Consider the following 18069-nt stretch of genomic DNA (forward strand, 5'->3'; position numbering starts at 1 on the left):
GTTAGCTAGCCACGAGATGGTGAGACACGATGACGACGGCGGCAAACACGAACACGTAGATGCCGAGGTCGAAGATCGAACGGTGCCAGACGAGGCGGTAAAAGCCGACGCGCTCGAGCAGCGCGCGCACGACGATGTTGATCAGGTAGGCGATCAGCATCAGCACGAGCGGAGCCGGCACGAATACGCCGAAGATGTCGATTTCGCCGATCATGGTCGCGGTCGGAAAGACAGGTTGGAAAGCGGGATCATGCGCGTGCTCCGTCCGGCGCCGCTTGCGGCGGCTGCGCGGCCGCGGCCGGGTACAGCGACAGCCGCAGGCCGACGAGCGCATGCAGCGTATCGCGCAACCGGCGGCGCGTCGCGGACGCGGCCGGCGCGGCGGGGGCCGCTGGGGCCGCGGGCGTCGTGCCGTCGTCCGCCGCTGCCGCCGGCGCGCCCGGCAGGTTGCGACCGGCCACGCGCTGCAACGCATCGTCGATCGACGCGAGCAGCGCCGGCGGCGCGGGCTGGCGCGCGTTCGCGGCCGCGCAGCGCGTGTAGTGATCGGTGACGCCGGCCAGCACGCGGTCGATCGCGTCCGGCACGTCGCCCGACAGCTTGCGACGCGAGCGGCGCAGGTCGAGCGCGTTCAGCGCGATGCGCAGGTCGCGGAAGCTCTCGATCGACGGATGACGGTGGTCGTCGGACGCGCCGAGGCGCGGCAGCAGTTGCGTGACGCGATCGAGCATGCGCGACGCATGGTTGCGCTGGTCGTCGAGCGGCTGCGTCGACGCGGAGCGCGCGACGTCCTCCCAGCCCGAGCGCAGCAGTCGCCGCACCGCGAGTTCCGCGCCGAACGGCCGCGTCGCCCGCGTCCAGACGTACGCGAACAGCAGCCCGGCGACGCCCGCGAGATTGCTGTTCAGGAACACGAAGAAGTCGGCTTCGTATGCGCTCTGGATGCTGATGAAGGTCGCGGTGTTCACCGCGACGAGCATCGTCACCATGTTGAACTGCGGGCGCGGCAGCAGCGTGCCGATCAGGATGAACGGACCGGCGAACATCAGCACGAGCATCGCGAAGTCGTGCACGTGCGGCAGCACGGCGAACAGGTACAGGCCCGCGAACACGACGCTCGCGGTGGTGGCCAGGAAGAACTTGAACACCAGCGGCGCGGGCTCGTCGAGCGCCGCGAAGAAGCTGCAGGCGACGGCGACCAGCGTGACGGCGCCGGCGCCGTCGTGCCAGCCGGACTGGATCCACAGCCAGCACGCGAACACGATCGCGCCGGCCACGGTCAGCGTCGAGAACAGCATCATCCCGCGGTCGAAGAAGCGCTCGGTGCCGCCGAGCCGCCAGTGCCGGTAACGCGGCTGCCAGACGCCCGACTCGTTCGCGATCAGCGCCCGCAGCGAGCGGCAGTCCTGCCAGATGTCGATGACCTGGCGCAACCGCCATAGCGCGTTCGACAGCAGCGCGCCGTCCCAGCTCGTCAGCGCGCTGTCGGGCGGCTGCAGCGCCGCGACGCGCGCGCGCAGGTCGTCCGCGACCGGGTCGTCGGCCATCGCGCCGTCGGTGCCGTCCTTCAAGGCCGGCAGCGGCGCGTCGAACCACTTCGCGGCGTCAGCGAGCAGCGCGTCGAGCGCGGGAGGGCGCACGTGCAGGTCGCGCATCAGCGCGATCAGCGGATCGGCGAGCGACGACATCAGCGGCAGGAACAGTTGCATCCGGCCCGCGAGCGCCTGCGTGCGGGCGAGCACGCGCGGGTGCGCATGGTCGTAGCTCAGCTGGCTCAGCAGGAATTCGAGGCCGGTGATGGTCGCGGCGAGGCGCTGCCGGCACGCGGACAGCGCCTTGCCGGCGAGGTGTCCGGACAGCGTCTCGCGGCCGTAGAACGCGGCGTCCTTGAACCACGCGTCGGTGCGCTCGATCAGCGTGGGCGCAAGCCGGTTCGGGAACACGGCGCTGCCGACCACGCTCGCGCACACGATGCCGAGCACGATTTCCTCGGTGCGCGCGATCGCGACGTCGAAGACCGTCGACGGATCGGTCACGGTGGGCAGCGCGACCAGCGGCATCGTGTAGCCGGCGAGCATGAACACGTAGCTGCGCGCGGTGCGGTCGGAGATCGCGAGGTAGAGCAGCGTGCCGCACCACGTCGCGACGATGACGCTGAACAGGAGCGGCGTCTCGACGAACGGCGGCACGAACAGGATCGCGGCGGCCGCGCCGAGCGCGGTGCCGAGCGCGCGATACAGCGCCTTCGAGCGCGTCGCGCCGACGAACGGGTTCGACACGATGTAGACGCTCGCCATCGCCCAGTACGGACGCGGCAACTGGAAATACAGGCCGAGATACAGCGCCAGCATCGACGCGGCGAACGTCTTGCCCGAGAATAGCCAGTCGCGAAGGCTCGGATAAGTCATGAAGCGGAATCGGCGGGATGGGACGGACGTGACGCCGGGTGCTGCGCATCGGCCGCGCCGAATGCGTTCAGGACGCGCAGCGTCGCTTCGAGATCGGCGCGCGTGACGCCCTTGAGCACCTGCGCGCGCAGCACGCGAAGGTCTTCTTCCATCTTCGCGGTGACCGCGCGGCCGGCGGCCGTCAGCGAAATCGTCTTCGCGCGGCGGTCGTGCGGATCCTCGTCGCGGCGTGCGAGGCCGGCCGCGCAAAGCTGGTCGAGCAGGCGCACAAGCGACGGCCCCTCGATGCCGACGTGCTCGGCGAGCGTGCCCTGGCGCACGCCTTCGCCGAGGCGGCCGGCGATAAGCAGCGGCGTCGCGCAGGCTTCGGACACGTTGTACGCGGTCAGCACGGCGTCGCTCGTGCGGCGCCACTTGCGCGCGGTGAGCACCAGCAGGCTGCTGACGGCGAGGCGAAGATCGTGCAGATTGGTCATGCGCGAGATGATAGTGGCAAAAACATTCGATAGCAAACTATCGGTTTTGTCACCGCGGTGTCATCGCCGCGCGCCGCGGCGCCAGCCTGGAACGGGTAATTCAGGCAGCGGAACCGGGGCTGCTTGGGCTGTAAACCTTTGAATTCGCGGTGGATCGAATCAGACCATGCCGGGCCGACTGCGGCAATCGAGATCGCCGCTGGGGGGCGCACGATTCGTGCGCCGTGTCGGCGCGTTGTAAGCACTACGCGGACGCGCCACCTGGACAGCCGCACCCCGGTCCCGTCGAATGAATGTAGCGCATCATGCGTTCCGGACCGTCCGGCTTGCACACGCGATTGCACTAGGACAATAATTTTCGGGTGTCTTTCTGAGCGACCATGCGAAAGCAACGACGGAGACATCGAGATGGGACGGACCGAGGTATCGGCGCGCTGGCACGACGCGATCGGCGCGGTGCACGGCATCGAGTCGAAATACAAGCGGCTCGTGAAGGCGATCGCCACCGACATCGAAAGCGGCGCGCTCGCACCGGGCGCGCGGCTCGCGCCGCAGCGCGACGTGGCGTCGAGCCTCGGCGTCAGCGTGCAGACCGTCACCAATGCCTACAAGGAACTCGAAAGGCAGGGCCTGATCCGCTGCGAAGTCGGGCGCGGCAGCTTCGTGGCCGCCCGCGTGACCGAATCGATGTCGAACTACATCCTCGATACGGCCGAGCGCGAGCTGGTCGACTTCTCGATCGCGCGCATCGTGCATACGCCGGAGCACGATGCCGCGTGGCGGAGCGTCTGCGCGGCGATGGCCGACACCGACGACCAGCCATGGATCCGCTCGTTCCGGCCGATCGCGGGCCTCGACGCGCATCGCGAGGCTGGCGCCGCGTGGCTCGGTTCGCTGAACCTGCCGGTCCATCCCGAATCGCTGCTGATCACGAACGGCGCGGCGCACGGGATCTTTCTCGCGCTCGCGTCGATCGTCGGGCCGGGCGACACCGTGCTGTGCGAGAGCCTGACCGACCACGGCGTGATCGGCTCGGCGAACGTGCTCGGGTTTACGCTGAAAGGGCTCGAGATGGACGAACATGGGATCCGTCCCGAACATTTCGAGGAAATGTGCGACGGCGAGCGCATCAGTGCGCTCGTCTGCACGCCGACCCTCAATAACCCGACGGTCTCGATGATGTCCGATTCGCGCCGCAGGTCGATTGCGCGCATCGCATCACGCTACGGCGTGTACGTGATCGAGGACGACGTGTACGGCCCGCTCCCCGCGAAGACGGCGACGCCCATCGCGAGCCTGATCCCGGAGCTCGGCTTCTACTGCACGAGCATGACGAAATCCGTGCTGACCGGGCTGCGCACCGGTTATCTCGCGATGCCGAGGCGGCTCGCGCTGCGCGTGGAGAGCGTGCTGCGCGTGAGCAGCTGGATGGCGACGTCGCCGATCGCGGAGATCGCGACGCGCTGGATCGCCGACGGCACCGCGCGCAGGCTCGTGGAGTTGCAGCGCCAGCGGCTCGCGGCGCGTCAGGAGATGGTGAAGGCCGCGCTTGGCCCCTACGTGCTGGGTGCGCATCCGAATGCATTGTCAGCGTGGCTGCGCGTGCCGGACTACTGGCAGGCCGACCGGCTCGTGCGCGAATTGCGTACCCGCAAGATCGCGGTGACGTCGCCCGACCCGTTCCTCGTCGGCGGCACGGAGCGGCCGAACGCGGTGCGCGTGTGCATCGGCGCGGAGACGACGGATGCCGCATGCAACGCCGCGCTCCAGACCATCGCGGGCGTGTTCGAGCAGTATCCGCACGTGCACGATTTTCACTGAAGCGCGGCAGGCGTCGTGCCAGCGACGCACAATGTACCAGGACATTCGAAAGCGCAATTTGGAACATTAGACTGGATCGCACCACATCAATGAGGCGCGCGTTCCATGTCCTTCCTGTCGCTGTCCGACGTCTACCGCGCGCGCCGACGCATCGCCGGGCATGCGTACGTCACGCCGCTCGTCACGTCCGCCGCGCTGTCCGCGCGGGCCGGCACCCCCGTCCATCTGAAACTCGAAACGCTGCAGCCGACCGGCAGCTTCAAGCTGCGCGGCGCGGCCAACGCGCTTGCTGAACTCGCGTCGCAGGGTGTGACGCGTGTCGTCACCGCATCGACCGGCAATCACGGACGTGCGGTTGCGCATGCGGCGCATGCGTTCGGGATCGAGGCCGCGGTCTGCATGTCGTCGCTCGTGCCGGCCAACAAGGTGGACGCGGTCGCCGCGCTCGGCGCGCGGGTCGTGATCGCGGGCGACAGCCAGGACGACGCGCAGGCCGACGCGCGGCGTCTGGTGCGGGACGAAGGCTATGCGTACGTGCCGCCGTTCGACGATCCGCGAATCATCGCCGGGCAGGCGACGATCGCCGTCGAGATTCTCGAAGCGTTGCCTGATGCGGCAACGCTCGTCGTGCCGCTGTCCGGCGGCGGGCTGTTCAGCGGCATCGCGTTCGCCGCGAAGGCAATCCGGCCGGCGATCGAGGTGATCGGCGTGTCGATGACGCGCGGCGCCGCGATGCACGCGAGCCTCGCGGCCGGGCGCCCGGTCGATGTCGACGAACAGCCGACGCTCGCCGATTCGCTCGGCGGCGGCATCGGTCTCGACAACCGTTACACGTTCGACATGACGCGCGCGCTGGCCGACGGCGTTGTGCTGCTCGACGAGCCGGCGATCGCGCGCGGCATCGCGCATGCGTACCGCGAAGAGCGTCTCGTCGTGGAAGGCGCTGGCGCGGTCGGCATCGCCGCGTTGCTGGACGAACGGATCGCGCGCCGCGATCGCGGCGGCCCGATCGTCGTGATCATCAGCGGCGCGAACATCGACATGGCCGTGCATCGCCGGCTCGTTTCGGAGAACTGACATGACCCATCCCGTCACGCTGCTCGGGCAGGCGCAATTGCGCGCGCTGGTTCCGCTCGATCTGGCCGCGATCGACCAAGTCGAGGCCGCGTTCGCGTCGCTCGCCACCGATGCGGTCGCGATGCCGCCGATCCTCAATCTCGCGCTGCCGGCACGGCACGGCGAAGTCGACGTGAAGACCGCCTACCTGCCGCGCTTCGACAGCTTCGCGATCAAGGTCAGCCCCGGCTTCTTCGACAACCCGTCGCTCGGGCTGCCGAGCCTGAACGGGCTGATGCTCGTGCTGTCCGCGCGCACCGGCCTGACCGAGGCCGTGCTGCTCGACAACGGCTACCTGACGGCCGTGCGCACCGCGGCGGCCGGTGCGGTGGCCGCGCGCCGGCTCGCGCGTGCCGATGCGCGCCGCGCAGCGATAGTCGGCGCGGGCGAACAGGCGCGGCTGCAACTCGACGCGCTGATGCTCGTGCGCGACATCACGCACGTGACGGTCTGGGCGCGCGACGCCGGGCGTGCCGCACGGTTCGCGGCCGACGTGCGCGCCGCGCACGGGATCGATGCGATCGTCGCGCGATCGGTGCATGCGGCGCTCGCCGACGCGGATATCGCGGTGACGACGACGCCGAGTCGCGAGCCGCTCGTGCACGCGGAGGATCTGCATCCGGGGCTGCACGTGACCGCGATGGGTTCCGACGCCGACTACAAGACCGAGCTCGCGCCGTCGGTGTTCGGCGCGGCGCGCTACTTCTGCGACCGGTTGCAGCAGACCCGCGTGGCCGGCGAACTCGCGCACGCGATTGCGGCCGGTGCGATCGCGGCCGACGCGGTGTTTCCCGAACTCGGCGAAGTGATCGTCGGGCAGCGCGACGGCCGCACGCATCGCGACGACATCACGATCTGCGACCTGACCGGCACCGGCGCGCAGGACACCGCCATCGCCGTGCTCGCGCTGCAGCGCGCCCGGGCGGCGGAGGTGGGCACGATTTTCCACAACGACCTCACGACCTGAGAGGAGACAGATGTCCGCAGTCATCGAAACCCACCAAGCCGTGCCACGCCTCGCGTTCGAGCGCAGCGAATACGCCGCGCGCATCGCGAAGACGCGCACGGCGATGCAGCGGGCCGGCATCGACCTGTTGATCGTCACCGACCCGACCAACATGGGCTGGCTCACCGGCTATGACGGCTGGTCGTTCTACGTACACCAGTGCGTGCTGCTGCCGATGGACGGCGAGCCCGTCTGGTACGGCCGCGGCCAGGACGCGAACGGCGCGAAGCGCACCGTGTTCATGGCGCACGAGAACATCGTCGGCTACCCGGATCACTATGTGCAGTCGACGGCCCGTCACCCGATGGACTACCTGTCGACCGACGTGATTGCCGCACGCGGCTGGAGCACGCTGCGCATCGGCGTCGAGCTCGACAACTATTACTTCAGCGCGGCGGCGTACGCGTCGCTGCAGAAGCATCTGCCGGCCGCGCGCTGGGTCGACGCGACGGCGCTCGTGAACTGGCAGCGCGCGGTGAAGTCGCCGCGCGAGATCGAGTACATGCGCGTTGCCGCACGGATCGTCGAGCGCATGCATGCGCACATCGTCGACACGATCGAGCCCGGCATGAAGAAGAGCGATCTCGTCGCGCAGATCTATGCGACCGGGATCGGCGGCGCGGACGGCTTCGGCGGCGACTATCCGGCGATCGTCCCGCTGCTGCCGACCGGCGCCGATGCGGCCGCGCCGCACCTGACGTGGGACGACACGACGTTCGCGCGCGGCGCGGGCACGTTCTTCGAGATCGCGGGCTGCTACCGCCGCTATCACTGCCCGCTGTCGCGCACCGTCTATCTCGGCAAGCCGCCCGCGCACTTCATCGAAGGCGAGCGCGCGGTGGTCGAAGGGATCGAAGCCGGGCTCGCGGCCGCGAAGCCCGGCAACGTGTGCGAGGACATCGCGAACGCGTTCTTCGCGGTGCTGCGCCGCGCGGGCATCGAGAAGGACAGCCGCTGCGGCTACCCGATCGGCGCGAGCTATCCGCCGGACTGGGGCGAGCGCACGATGAGCCTGCGCCCGGGCGACCGCACGGTGCTCGAACCCGGCATGACGTTCCATTTCATGCCGGGGCTGTGGCTCGACGACTGGGGTCTGGAGATCACTGAAAGCATCCTGATCACCGACACCGGCGTCGAGACGTTCTGCAACACGCCGCGCAAGCTGTTCGTGAAGGAGTAGGGCGATGCGGGCTTCTCCGATCACGCCGACCGTCGACTTCGACGCGGACGGCGAACAACATGGCTTTCTGAAGCTGCCTTACTCGCGCGACGATTCCGCGTGGGGGGCGATCATGATTCCGGTGACCGTCGTGAAGCGCGGCGACGGGCCGACGGTGTTGCTGACCGGCGGCAATCACGGCGACGAATACGAAGGGCCGGTCGCGCTGTCGAAGCTCGCCGGTTCGCTGAAGGCGGCCGACGTGACCGGCCGCGTGATCGTCGTGCCGTTCATGAACTACCCGGCATTCCGCGCCGGTTGCCGTACGTCGCCGATCGATTCGGGCAACCTGAACCGCAGTTTTCCGGGGCGCCCGGACGGCACCGTCACCGAGAAGATCGCCGATTACTTCCAGCGTCATCTGTTGCCGCTCGCGACGCACGTGCTCGACATCCATGCGGGCGGCCGCACGCTCGACTTCGTGCCGTTCGCGGCGATCCACGTGCTGGACGATCGCGACCAGCAGGCACGCTGCGATCGGGCGATGCGCGCATTCGGCGCGCCGTACTCGATGCGCATGCTGGAGCTCGACAGCGTGGGACTCTTCGACAGCGCAGCCGAGGCGGCCGGCAAGGTGTTCGTGTCGACCGAGCTCGGCGGCGGCGGATCGTCGACGGCGGCGAGCGTCGCGATCGCCGAGCGCGGCGTACGCGGGTTTCTCGCGCATGCGGGCGTGATCGCGAACGGCGACGGCGCACGCACCGCACCGCGCACGACCACGCTGCTCGACATGCCGGACGGCTCGTGCTTCACGACCAGCGAGCATCGCGGGCTGCTCGAGATGTGCCGCGACCTCGGCAGCGAGGTCGACGCGGGCGACGTGCTCGCACGCGTACACGACATCGACCGCACGGGCGTCGCGCCGGTCGAATACGTCGCGCGCCGGCGCGGCCTGCTCGCGGCCCGGCACTTCCCGGGCATCGTGCAGGCCGGCGACACGATCGCGGTGGTCGCCGACATCGTCGAGCGCAACATTCCGGTGGCCGCATAGGAGTGTGCACGGCGTGATCAAGCTCGACCGATACGACCTGGCGATCCTGCGCATCCTCGAACGCGACGGACGCATCACGAAGTCGAAGCTCGCGGAGGCCGTGAACCTGTCGATCTCGCCGGCGTGGGAGCGCGTGCGCAAGCTCGAGGAAAGCGGCGTGATCCGCGGCTATCGCGCGGACGTCGACTGGATCGGTACGTTTTCGGGCAGTCGCATCGTCGTCGAGGTGACGCTGTCGCGGCATACCGCGCCCGACATGCGGCGCTTCGAGGATCGCGTGAGCGCGGCGCCCGAGGTCGCGCAGTGTTTCGCGACGGGCGGCGGCGTCGACTATGTGCTGCACGTGGTCGCGCGCGACATCGATCACTACCAGCGCTTCATCGATGCGTTGCTGATGGACGACCTCGGCATCGAACGCTACTTCACGTACATCGTGACGAAGGTCGTGAAGTGCGAATCCGGCGGCGCGCCGGACTGGCACTGAAACTTCGCGCGAACGCGCGGCAATACGGAAAAAACCGCAAGAACCGGGCGCCGAAACCGAAATTTCCGCACCCGGCGGCACGACAGAATGAAGCTCGTGCCCACCCAAACGAGGAGACGCAGCATGCTGCCCGGACACCCCGTTCTGTTCAAGTCGACGTGCTATGTCGACGGTCGCTGGATCCACAGCGACAGTGCCGCGACGGTTGCCGTCGTGAACCCCGCCGACCAGGCCGTGATCGGCCATGTGCCGATGCTCGAGCGCGCGCAGATCGTCGCCGCCGTCGACGCCGCGCAGCGTGCGTTCGACACCTGGCGCTGGACGCCGCAGGCGGTGCGCAGCGCGGCGCTGCTGCGCTGGCATGCGCTGATCCTGCGGCATCTCGACGATCTCGCCGCGCTGCTGTCGCTAGAACAGGGCAAGCCGCTCGCCGAGTCGCGCGGCGAGATCCGCTATGCGGCGAGCTTCGTCGAATGGTTCGCGAACGAGGCGAAACGTGTCGCGGGCCGCACGATACCGACGCATATCGACGGCGCGCATCTCGGCACGGTGATGGAGCCGGTCGGTGTCGCGGCGCTGATTACGCCGTGGAATTTTCCGGCCGCGATGATCACGCGCAAGGCTGCCGCCGCAATCGCGGCCGGCTGCGCGGTGGTGGTGAAGCCCGCGCACGAGACGCCGTTTTCGGCGCTCGCGCTCGCGCAGCTCGCCGACGAGGCCGGCTTTCCGGCCGGCGTGTTCAACGTCGTGCTCGGCGAACCGCAGATGGCGATGGAAACGCTCGTCGGCGATGCGCGCGTGCGTGCGGTGAGCTTCACCGGATCGACGCGCGTCGGGCGGCTCGTGACCGAAACCGCCGCGAAGGCCGGCATTCGCAAGATCGCGCTCGAACTGGGCGGCAACGCGCCGTTCATCGTGACCGAGGATGCGGATCTCGACCAGGCGGTGCGGATCGCCATCGGCGCGAAGTTCCAGACTTCCGGTCAGGACTGCTGCGCGGCGAACCGGATCTTCGTCGCAAAGCCGCTCTACGAAGCATTCGTCAGCCGCTATGCGAACGCGGTGCGGGAACTGAAGACCGGCCCCGCGTTCGAGCCGGGCGTCGACGTCGGCCCGCTGATGCACCAGGCCGCGTTCGATGCGACGGCGGCGCGCGTCGACGACGCACGTGTACGCGGGGCGCGCATCGTCGCGGGCGGCCGGCCGCATGCGCTCGGCGGCTGGTTCTACGAACCGACCGTGATCGCGGATGCCGCACCAGGGATGCGCGTGGTCGACGAGGAGAACTTCGCGCCGATTTCGGCGGTGTGCGCGTTCGACACGCTCGACGAGGTGATCGAAAAAGCCAACGACACCGAGTACGGCCTCGCCGCCTACGTGTGCGCGACGCGCATCGACACGATCTTCCAGCTCGTGCGGCGGCTCGATTTCGCGATGGTGTCGGTCAACGGCGTGAAATTCACCGGTGCGCCGATCCCGTTTGGCGGGATGAAGGCGTCGGGCCTCGGGCGCGAAGGCGGCGCCGAAGGCTTTGAACCGTTCACCGAAACCAAGTACTTCTGCCTCGGCAATCTCGGCCTGCCCGTCGCGGCGACGGCCTGACTCATTCAAAGGAACCCATCATGAAACAATCGATCGACGCACTGCTGCGCGAGGACCGCGCCCACTTCATGCACCCGTCGACGCACGCGTACGACCACGAGACCGGCGCGCTGCCCGGCAAGATCGTGCGCGGCGCCGAAGGCATCCGCATCGAGGATCACCAGGGCAAGCGCTATATCGACGCGCTCGCCGGCCTCTACTGCGTGAACATCGGCTACGGCCGCACCGAGGTCGCCGAGGCGATGTACGAACAGGCGAAGCAGCTCGCGTACTACCACACGTATGTCGGCCACTCGTCGGACGCGATCATCGAGCTGTCGTCGCGCATCATCGACTGGGCGCCGGCCGGGATGAAGAAGGTCTACTACGGGATGTCGGGATCCGACGCGAACGAGACGCAGGTCAAGATCGTCTGGTACTACAACAACGTGCTCGGCCGTCCGAACAAGAAGAAGATCATCTCGCGCGAGCGCGGCTATCACGGCTCGGGCATCGTGACGGGCAGCCTCACGGGCCTGCCGAGTTTCCACCAGCATTTCGACCTGCCGATCGATCGCGTGAAGCATACGGTGTGTCCGCACTGGTATCGCAAGGCGCCCGTCGGCATGAGCGAAGCGCAGTTCGTCGCGTACTGCGTCGACGAGCTCGAGAAGCTGATCGCGCGCGAAGGCGCCGACACGATCGCGGCGTTCATCGCGGAACCGGTGATGGGCACGGGCGGCATCATCGAGCCGCCGCGCGGCTACTGGCCGGCGATCCAGGCCGTGCTGCGCAAGCACGACATCCTGCTGATCTCGGATGAAGTCGTCTGCGGATTCGGGCGCCTCGGCTCGAAGATGGGCGCGCAGCACTTCGGGATCGAGCCCGACCTGATCACTGTCGCGAAGGGGCTGACGAGCGCGTATGCGCCGCTGTCGGGCGTGATCGTGGGCGAGAAGGTGTGGGACGTGATCGCGCGCGGCTCGCAGGAGCACGGGCCGATGGGGCACGGCTGGACGTACTCGGGGCACCCGGTATGCGCGGCCGCGGCACTCGCGAACCTCGAGATTCTCGAGCGCGAGAACCTGGTCGGCAACGCCGCCGACGTGGGTGCGTATTTCGGCGCGAAGCTGCGCGATGTGTTCGGCGCGCATCCGCTCGTCGGCGAGGTGCGCAGCGTCGGGATGCTGGCCGCGCTCGAATTCATGGCCGACAAGGACGCGCGCACCCCGTTCGATCCGGCGCTGAAGATCGGCGCGCAGGTGTCGGCCGCGGCGCTGCAGCGCGGCGTGATCGCGCGCGCGATGCCGCATGGGGACATTCTCGGGTTTGCGCCGCCGCTCGTGATGACGCGCGAGGAAGCGGACGAGATCGTCGGTATCGCGAAGGACGCCGTGGACGAGGTCGCGGAGCGGAATATTTCGACCGTCGCGTGAGGGTCTTGCGGTCCTGATGTGCACGTGAGTGCGCGAGAAGACGCCGTCGCACGGAAGTGCGGCGGCGTCTTTCTATCGACCGGTGCCGATTCGGGAAACGTCGTCCGTCGTCAGCCTCGCGTCGCTCAGTAGTCCCACGTTACCGGAACGAAGCGGAAACCGTCGCCGTTCTTTGCGACATGCCCGATCGACGGAAACGCCACATGCGCCGCGGCCAGCATCGCGCCGGTTTCGGCGGCTTCGTTGAACAGCGCGATACGCACGTCGACCGCCCCTTCGGGATCGTGTTCGAAGCCGTTTTGCCAGTCGGGATTGTCGAAGTTGACTTCGAAGACGGCGTCGCCGACGAACGTCAGCTTTTCACCCTTCGACGCGATGTCCACCACGCAGTGTCCCGGCGTATGCCCGCCCGTCACGCGCGCCGACACGCCCGGCGCGACTTCCACGGTGCGGTCGAACTGCACGATGTTTTCGCCGTAGAGTTCGACGAACTTGGCCGCCGCCTTGCGCAGCGCGGGCGGAACGGTTTCCGGCATCACCGTCTTGCTGAAATCCGGATTCTTCCAGAACGCGACTTCGGCGGCCGCTACGTGAATGCGCACGTCCGGGCTCAGCCGGGCCTTGACGCCGTCGGTGTTCAGCCCGCCGACGTGATCCATGTGCATGTGCGTGATCACGATATCGGTGATCGCAGCGAGGTCGATGCCGGCCGATTCGAGGCGCATAACCGAGCGCCCGGCGCGCGTGAAGTATTCGAAACCGTCGCCCACGCCCGAGTCGATCAGGATCAGGCGCTCGCCGCTGCGCACGAGCGCGATATTCAGCGCCCAGTCGAACATGTCGCGTTGCAGGAAGCGGCCGTCGAACCATTCGTTACGGTCCGCTTCGCTCACGTTGGTCGACATGGTGGAGGTCGGCAGCGGCAGAACGCCGTCGCTGATCAGCACGACATCGACGTCGCCGATGCGCACCGCGTAGCGGGAAGAGACGAGTTCGCCCGCATCTTCGTTGCCGAGGCGGGCGGTAACCGGCTGTACATTGCGGATGGATTTGTTCATGGTCGATCGTCCTGTTGATCATGTGGGGTAAGCCGCACTGCGCAGCGCGGTTCGCGAGCACGACCGTGCAGGTCGCGTCCTTCGCTTCGCTCGCATGTCGATCGAGCGTGTGAGCGATTGTAGGAAAGGGCGGTGGATGCCAGTAGCACCGCGCATGCGCACATGATGTTGTCCGGGCGACAACAATCGGGCGCCCGTCGGGGCGCCGAGCAGACCGACAGCGCTACCCTGCCAACCTCGTGATCGCGGCCTGGCTGCCCGCTTGCTCCCGAAGACGGAACTTCTGGATCTTGCCGGTGGCGGTCTTGGGCAACTCGCCGAAAATCACACGACGCGGGCATTTGAAATGCGCCAGTCGCTCGCGGCAGAACAGGATCACATCCTGCTCGGTGATGGGGGAGGCACCCGGTTTCAGTTCGATGAACGCACAAGGCGTTTCGCCCCATTTGTCATCCGGCTGAGCGACCACGGCCGCGTTGAGCACGCCGGACATGCGATAAATGACCTCCTCCACTTCCACGGACGAAATGTTTTCTCCACCCGAGATGATGACGTCCTTCGAGCGGTCGGTGATCTGGATATAGCCGTCGGGATGCATGACCGCAAGATCGCCGGTATGAAACCAGCCGCCTGCGAACGCTTTTTCCGTTGCGTCGGCATTCTTGAAGTACCCCATCATGACCGTATTCCCGCGGACCAGCACTTCGCCGCAAGACGTGCTATCGGCGGGGACGGGTTCGAGCGTCGCGAGATCGGCGACCGACATGTTCTCGAACGCTGCCGCGCGTACGCCTTGTCGCGCTTTCATTTTCCCTTGCTGGTCCGGCGGCAACGTATCCCACTCGTCGTGCCATGCACAGCTGATCGGCGTGCCGGCGATTTCGGTAATGCCATAGACGTGGTCGACGTCGAAACCCATCGCGCCGACGGCCTCGAGCACCGCTGCCGGCGCCGGCGAGCCGGCGGTCAGGACCCGCACACGACGAGGCAACGGCTGCAGCTCCGACGGCGGCACGCTCGCAATACCGGCGAGGACAATGGGTGCCGCACAAAAATGATCGACGCCGTGCTTGGCGATGGCAGAGAGAATATTCGCGGCATTCACCTTGCGCAAACAGACATGCGTGCCCGCCGCTGCCGTAATCGCCCACGTGAAGCACCAGCCGTTCGCGTGGAACATGGGAAGCGTCCACAGGTAGATCGGCGCACGCGGGAGCGGCCAGTTCGTCATTTGCAACAGGCTCATTACATAGGTGCCACGATGGCTCGGCACGACGCCTTTCGGATCCCCCGTGGTGCCCGACGTGTAGTTCAACGCGATTGGTGTCCACTCGTCGGCCGGGCGGCGGCCTGCAAATTCCGGATCGCCGCTCGCCAGCAGCGACTCATAATCGGTTTCGCCGATGGCCGGGCCGTCGGGTGCCTCGTGGTCGTTGATGTCGATCACGCGCGGCGGGTTGGGAACCGACTGCAACGCTTTCTTGACCAGAGGCGCCAGTTCGCGATCCACGAGCAGCAGCTTGCATTCGCCGTGGCGCAGGATGAATGCGATGCCGTCGGCATCGAGGCGGCAATTGATCGCATTGAGAACGGCGCCCGACAGCGGAACGCCGAAGTGGGCCTCGAGCATGGCCGGGGTGTTCGGCGCGATGATCGACACCGTGTCGCCCGGCTCGATCCCCAACCGAACGAGCGCCGACGCGAAGCGATAGCAACGCTCGCGCGTTTTCGCCCATGTTTGCCGGAAGTCGCCATGAATGATCGCGGTTCGATTCGGAAAGACGTCGGCGGTTCGATCGAGAAAGGTCAGGGGCGTCAATGGAACGTGGTTTGCCGCGTTCTTCTTAAGACCTCGAGAATAGGCCGTTGCACTCATGACGTTGTCTCCATTCATTCATTATAAAAAGTGGTGAAATCGCGTACCGGACTGCGCTCCGTGACCAGCGTGTTCTCGATGCAGCCGTGATCCGCATAACCGAGGCTCATGCCGCACACCAACATCTGGTTGTCGGGGATGGACAGTTCGTTGGCGATGACGCGGTGGAACTTGTTGAAAGCCGCCTGCGGGCAAGTGTCGAGGCCGCGCGCCCGGGCGGCGATCATCACGCTTTGCAGGAACATCCCCGTGTCGAGCAGACTGCCTTCACGCATGACCCGGTCAACCGTGAAGAACAGGCCCACCGGTGCGTCGAAGAAGCTGTAGTTGCGACCGTGCTGGACATGCATGCGCTCCTTGTCACCCTTCTCGATGCCCAGCAAGCCATACAGGTTCCAGCCAACCGCGCGCCGGCGATCCACATACGGTGCGATCCATTCGCGCGGGTAGTAGTCGTAGGGCTCGTCCAGGTCGGAGCTGCGGTCGGGATCGTCATTGATCTCGTTGATCGCGGCAGACAGGCGGGACTTCGTCGCGCCTGTCACGACATGCACATGCCACGGCTGGATGTTGACGCCGGTTGCGCTGAAGCGAGCCACGTCGAGGATGGCCTCGATGTGCTCGCGAGGAACCGGCGTGGACAGGAAAGCACGGACGCTGCGCCGCGTGACGAGCGCCCAATCGACGGCGCGGGTCACGTCGGCGAACGAGTCCAGCGGAGGAGGAGAGAGACGGTCCATTTCGATACCGACATTGAAAGGTGCTTTGCACTTAGCCATACGGTGTTTGCTGAGGTAGAGCTCATACGAGCCGTGTTGTTCGCAAGGATGTCGGCGATCGAGTTGCGATGGCAGAAGCGTCAGGGGCCCGCGCTACCCTGAACCGCAACAACTGGCGCACTGTTCGAGCGATGCGAGTCGGCACGTGTCTGGTTGATCAGCGTCACCGCCGCCGCGCCGATGAGCCCAGCCAGGCCGATTGCCATGAAATTCTGTTCGAGCGGCAGCTTCAAGGACACGAGCCAACCAATGAGCACCGGCGCCACGATCGCACCGATCCGGCCCACGCCGGAAGCAAAGCCGACACCCGTAGACCGGATCGCATGGGGATAGAAGTCACCGGCATAAGCGTATGCAAGCAATTGCGTACCGAGCGTCGATGCGCCGACCACGAATACGACGACAAACAACGATACGGTCGACTTCGTGTAGCCCATCAGTGACAGCGCAACCGCGCCGACGATGTAAAACGCAATCAGCACCCGCTTGATGTTGACCTTGTCGCTGAGCCAGCCGCCGAAGATCGCACCGGCGATGGCGCCGACGTTGAAGACAATCACGAAGTTCAAGGCCGAGCCCAGGCTATATCCGGCCATGGCCATCAGCTTGGTCAACCACGAACTGAGTGCGTAGACCATGAAGAGACCCGTCATGAACGCGACCCAGATCATCGAGGTACTGAAGCCGCGCCCGTCCTGGAAGAGGCGTCGCACCGACGCGTCGTGGGCTTTGTCTGACGAACCGCCCGCAAACTGTTCATGACCGCTCGACGGATAGTCGGGCACCAACCGCTTCAGCACCGCGCGCAGGTTGTCGTGCCGGCCGCGTTTGATCAGGAAGACCATCGAATGCGGCATCGTCTTGATGATGAACGGGATCAGCAGGACAGGCAGGCCCGCGGCGAAAAAGACCGATTGCCAGCCGTAGCTGCCGATAAGCTGCTTTGCGGTCAGCGCCACCAGAATTCCGCCAATCGAATAGCCCGCGAACACCAGCGTGACCAATCGGGTACGCAACGCATTGGGCGAAAACTCCGCCATCTGCGCGGTGACGATCGGCAACACGCCGCCAATGCCCAGACCGGCGATGAAGCGCGTGACGCTGAAACCGACGGGGTCGCTCGTCAGCCCGGCGGCCGCGGTGAACAGACTGAACAGCGCCACGCAAACGCACATCATCGTTGGTCGTCCGAAACGATCCGCCAGCGTGCCGAGGAAAATGGCCCCGAGCATGACGCCGAACAGCGTCGAGCCGGCCATGATGCCGGCGCTGGTCGCGTCGATGCGCATGTCCTTCATGATCGACGGCAGCGCCGCGCCGACGACGGCAAGATCGTAGCCGTCGAGTATCAGCATGAGGACACACCAGAACAGCACAAGGGCATGAAAGCCATTGAATCTGGCCCGACCGGCGAGTGAGTACACGTCTATCTGGTTCATGTCGTCTCCTTGGATTTAATGTCGTGCTGGGAATGCGCGCGGGTTGCAACCAGTGTCAGACGGGCGCGATCGGCAGTCCATGTCCGTGAACCTCAACCTGAATGAGGTCACCGGACACCGATGTTTGCGGCGTTACGGCACTGGCGGCAGCCAGTTGGAGAAAGCGCGTCTCGTGACGATGGATTGCCGCGGTCCCCCAGACAAACCGTGCCCCGTGCGACGGTCCGCATCGCACGGGGCTATTCGTCTATTCGTTTGAGTACCCGCGTAACGCGGGTAGTGATTTGCATCGGGCTGAAACGTGCGAACCCGCTTGCGTCAGCGCGGACAATTCCGGGCGGAAGCCAACCGTCCGGTACAGCCGATTGCCGTGCACGAC

Annotated in this window: 15 protein-coding genes; 8 read left to right on the top strand and 7 right to left on the bottom strand. The window is 66.6% G+C overall.

Going from position 1 to position 18069, the window contains the following annotated elements:
- Position 1: 1 nt before the first annotated feature.
- From FFI87_RS29500 to FFI87_RS29510, 3 genes are read right to left on the bottom strand one after another with little or no spacing between them, the layout of a single operon-like run.
- Positions 2–214 (bottom strand): DUF1656 domain-containing protein, encoded by a 213-nt coding sequence (locus tag FFI87_RS29500; protein ID WP_006755496.1) that lies wholly within the window; start codon positions 212–214, stop codon positions 2–4.
- Positions 215–248: 34 nt separating this feature from the next.
- The gene (locus FFI87_RS29505) at positions 249–2408 is read right to left on the bottom strand and encodes an FUSC family protein (protein WP_138850749.1); all 2160 of its coding nucleotides are present in this window, start codon (positions 2406–2408) and stop codon (positions 249–251) included.
- Positions 2405–2884, bottom strand: coding sequence for a MarR family winged helix-turn-helix transcriptional regulator (locus FFI87_RS29510; protein WP_006755464.1), 480 nt, complete (start codon positions 2882–2884; stop codon positions 2405–2407). Before FFI87_RS29510 ends, FFI87_RS29505 begins: the two co-directional genes overlap by 4 nt.
- 408 nt (positions 2885–3292) lie before the next feature.
- Here FFI87_RS29510 and FFI87_RS29515 point away from each other — a divergent pair, with 408 nt between their 5' ends.
- The 8 genes from FFI87_RS29515 to FFI87_RS29550 all read left to right on the top strand — a co-directional run bounded on the left by FFI87_RS29515 (position 3293) and on the right by FFI87_RS29550 (position 12538).
- Positions 3293–4705 carry a PLP-dependent aminotransferase family protein gene (locus FFI87_RS29515; RefSeq protein WP_138850750.1) on the top strand — a complete coding sequence of 471 codons (1413 nt, stop codon included), beginning with the start codon at positions 3293–3295 and terminating at the stop codon, positions 4703–4705.
- Positions 4706–4810: 105 nt separating this feature from the next.
- The gene (eutB, locus tag FFI87_RS29520) at positions 4811–5782 is read left to right on the top strand and encodes a hydroxyectoine utilization dehydratase EutB (protein ID WP_138850751.1); all 972 of its coding nucleotides are present in this window, start codon (positions 4811–4813) and stop codon (positions 5780–5782) included.
- Position 5783: 1 nt separating this feature from the next.
- A complete protein-coding gene (locus tag FFI87_RS29525) occupies positions 5784–6788 on the top strand; it encodes a cyclodeaminase (protein WP_012372137.1) in 1005 nt (334 codons plus the stop codon).
- Positions 6789–6798: 10 nt separating this feature from the next.
- A complete protein-coding gene (doeA, locus tag FFI87_RS29530) occupies positions 6799–8007 on the top strand; it encodes an ectoine hydrolase DoeA (RefSeq protein ID WP_011660902.1) in 1209 nt (402 codons plus the stop codon).
- Positions 8008–8011: 4 nt separating this feature from the next.
- Positions 8012–9037: a N(2)-acetyl-L-2,4-diaminobutanoate deacetylase DoeB gene (gene doeB / locus FFI87_RS29535; protein WP_138850752.1), complete on the top strand. Its 1026-nt coding sequence runs from the start codon at positions 8012–8014 to the stop codon at positions 9035–9037.
- Between the two features lie 13 nt (positions 9038–9050).
- Positions 9051–9521 carry an Lrp/AsnC family transcriptional regulator gene (locus tag FFI87_RS29540; RefSeq protein ID WP_012372138.1) on the top strand — a complete coding sequence of 157 codons (471 nt, stop codon included), beginning with the start codon at positions 9051–9053 and terminating at the stop codon, positions 9519–9521.
- 123 nt (positions 9522–9644) lie between these two features.
- Positions 9645–11123: an NAD-dependent succinate-semialdehyde dehydrogenase gene (locus FFI87_RS29545; RefSeq protein ID WP_138850753.1), complete on the top strand. Its 1479-nt coding sequence runs from the start codon at positions 9645–9647 to the stop codon at positions 11121–11123.
- A gap of 20 nt (positions 11124–11143) precedes the next feature.
- Entirely contained in the window at positions 11144–12538 is a 1395-nt protein-coding gene (locus FFI87_RS29550; RefSeq protein WP_138850754.1) for an aspartate aminotransferase family protein, read from the top strand.
- A gap of 125 nt (positions 12539–12663) precedes the next feature.
- Here the strand turns inward: FFI87_RS29550 and FFI87_RS29555 are convergent, their stop codons facing one another.
- From FFI87_RS29555 to FFI87_RS29570, 4 genes are all read right to left on the bottom strand, one after another.
- Entirely contained in the window at positions 12664–13596 is a 933-nt protein-coding gene (locus FFI87_RS29555) for an MBL fold metallo-hydrolase (RefSeq protein ID WP_138850755.1), read from the bottom strand.
- Positions 13597–13819: 223 nt separating this feature from the next.
- Positions 13820–15472, bottom strand: coding sequence for an AMP-binding protein (locus FFI87_RS29560; RefSeq protein WP_138850756.1), 1653 nt, complete (start codon positions 15470–15472; stop codon positions 13820–13822).
- A gap of 14 nt (positions 15473–15486) precedes the next feature.
- On the bottom strand, positions 15487–16251 hold the full coding sequence (locus FFI87_RS29565; RefSeq protein WP_138850757.1) for a nitroreductase: 765 nt from the start codon (positions 16249–16251) through the stop codon (positions 15487–15489).
- Between the two features lie 80 nt (positions 16252–16331).
- A complete protein-coding gene (locus tag FFI87_RS29570; protein ID WP_138850758.1) occupies positions 16332–17690 on the bottom strand; it encodes an MFS transporter in 1359 nt (452 codons plus the stop codon).
- Positions 17691–18069: the final 379 nt, after the last annotated feature.

The organism is Burkholderia sp. KBS0801 (assembly GCF_005937855.2).
GTDB classification, from domain to species: Bacteria; Pseudomonadota; Gammaproteobacteria; order Burkholderiales; family Burkholderiaceae; genus Burkholderia; species Burkholderia ambifaria.

Excerpts from the sequence above, each read along its gene's own strand:
- doeB (WP_138850752.1), top strand. The coding sequence starts at position 8,012 with ATGCGGGCTTCTCCGATCACGCCGACCGTCGACTTCGACGCGGACGGC.
- FFI87_RS29555 (WP_138850755.1), bottom strand. The coding sequence starts at position 13,596 with ATGAACAAATCCATCCGCAATGTACAGCCGGTTACCGCCCGCCTCGGC.
- FFI87_RS29510 (WP_006755464.1), bottom strand. The coding sequence starts at position 2,884 with ATGACCAATCTGCACGATCTTCGCCTCGCCGTCAGCAGCCTGCTGGTG.
- FFI87_RS29500 (WP_006755496.1), bottom strand. The coding sequence starts at position 214 with ATGATCGGCGAAATCGACATCTTCGGCGTATTCGTGCCGGCTCCGCTC.
- eutB (WP_138850751.1), top strand. The coding sequence starts at position 4,811 with ATGTCCTTCCTGTCGCTGTCCGACGTCTACCGCGCGCGCCGACGCATC.
- FFI87_RS29505 (WP_138850749.1), bottom strand. The coding sequence starts at position 2,408 with ATGACTTATCCGAGCCTTCGCGACTGGCTATTCTCGGGCAAGACGTTC.
- FFI87_RS29525 (WP_012372137.1), top strand. The coding sequence starts at position 5,784 with ATGACCCATCCCGTCACGCTGCTCGGGCAGGCGCAATTGCGCGCGCTG.
- FFI87_RS29550 (WP_138850754.1), top strand. The coding sequence starts at position 11,144 with ATGAAACAATCGATCGACGCACTGCTGCGCGAGGACCGCGCCCACTTC.
- FFI87_RS29565 (WP_138850757.1), bottom strand. The coding sequence starts at position 16,251 with ATGGCTAAGTGCAAAGCACCTTTCAATGTCGGTATCGAAATGGACCGT.
- FFI87_RS29515 (WP_138850750.1), top strand. The coding sequence starts at position 3,293 with ATGGGACGGACCGAGGTATCGGCGCGCTGGCACGACGCGATCGGCGCG.
- FFI87_RS29560 (WP_138850756.1), bottom strand. The coding sequence starts at position 15,472 with ATGAGTGCAACGGCCTATTCTCGAGGTCTTAAGAAGAACGCGGCAAAC.
- FFI87_RS29545 (WP_138850753.1), top strand. The coding sequence starts at position 9,645 with ATGCTGCCCGGACACCCCGTTCTGTTCAAGTCGACGTGCTATGTCGAC.
- doeA (WP_011660902.1), top strand. The coding sequence starts at position 6,799 with ATGTCCGCAGTCATCGAAACCCACCAAGCCGTGCCACGCCTCGCGTTC.
- FFI87_RS29570 (WP_138850758.1), bottom strand. The coding sequence starts at position 17,690 with ATGAACCAGATAGACGTGTACTCACTCGCCGGTCGGGCCAGATTCAAT.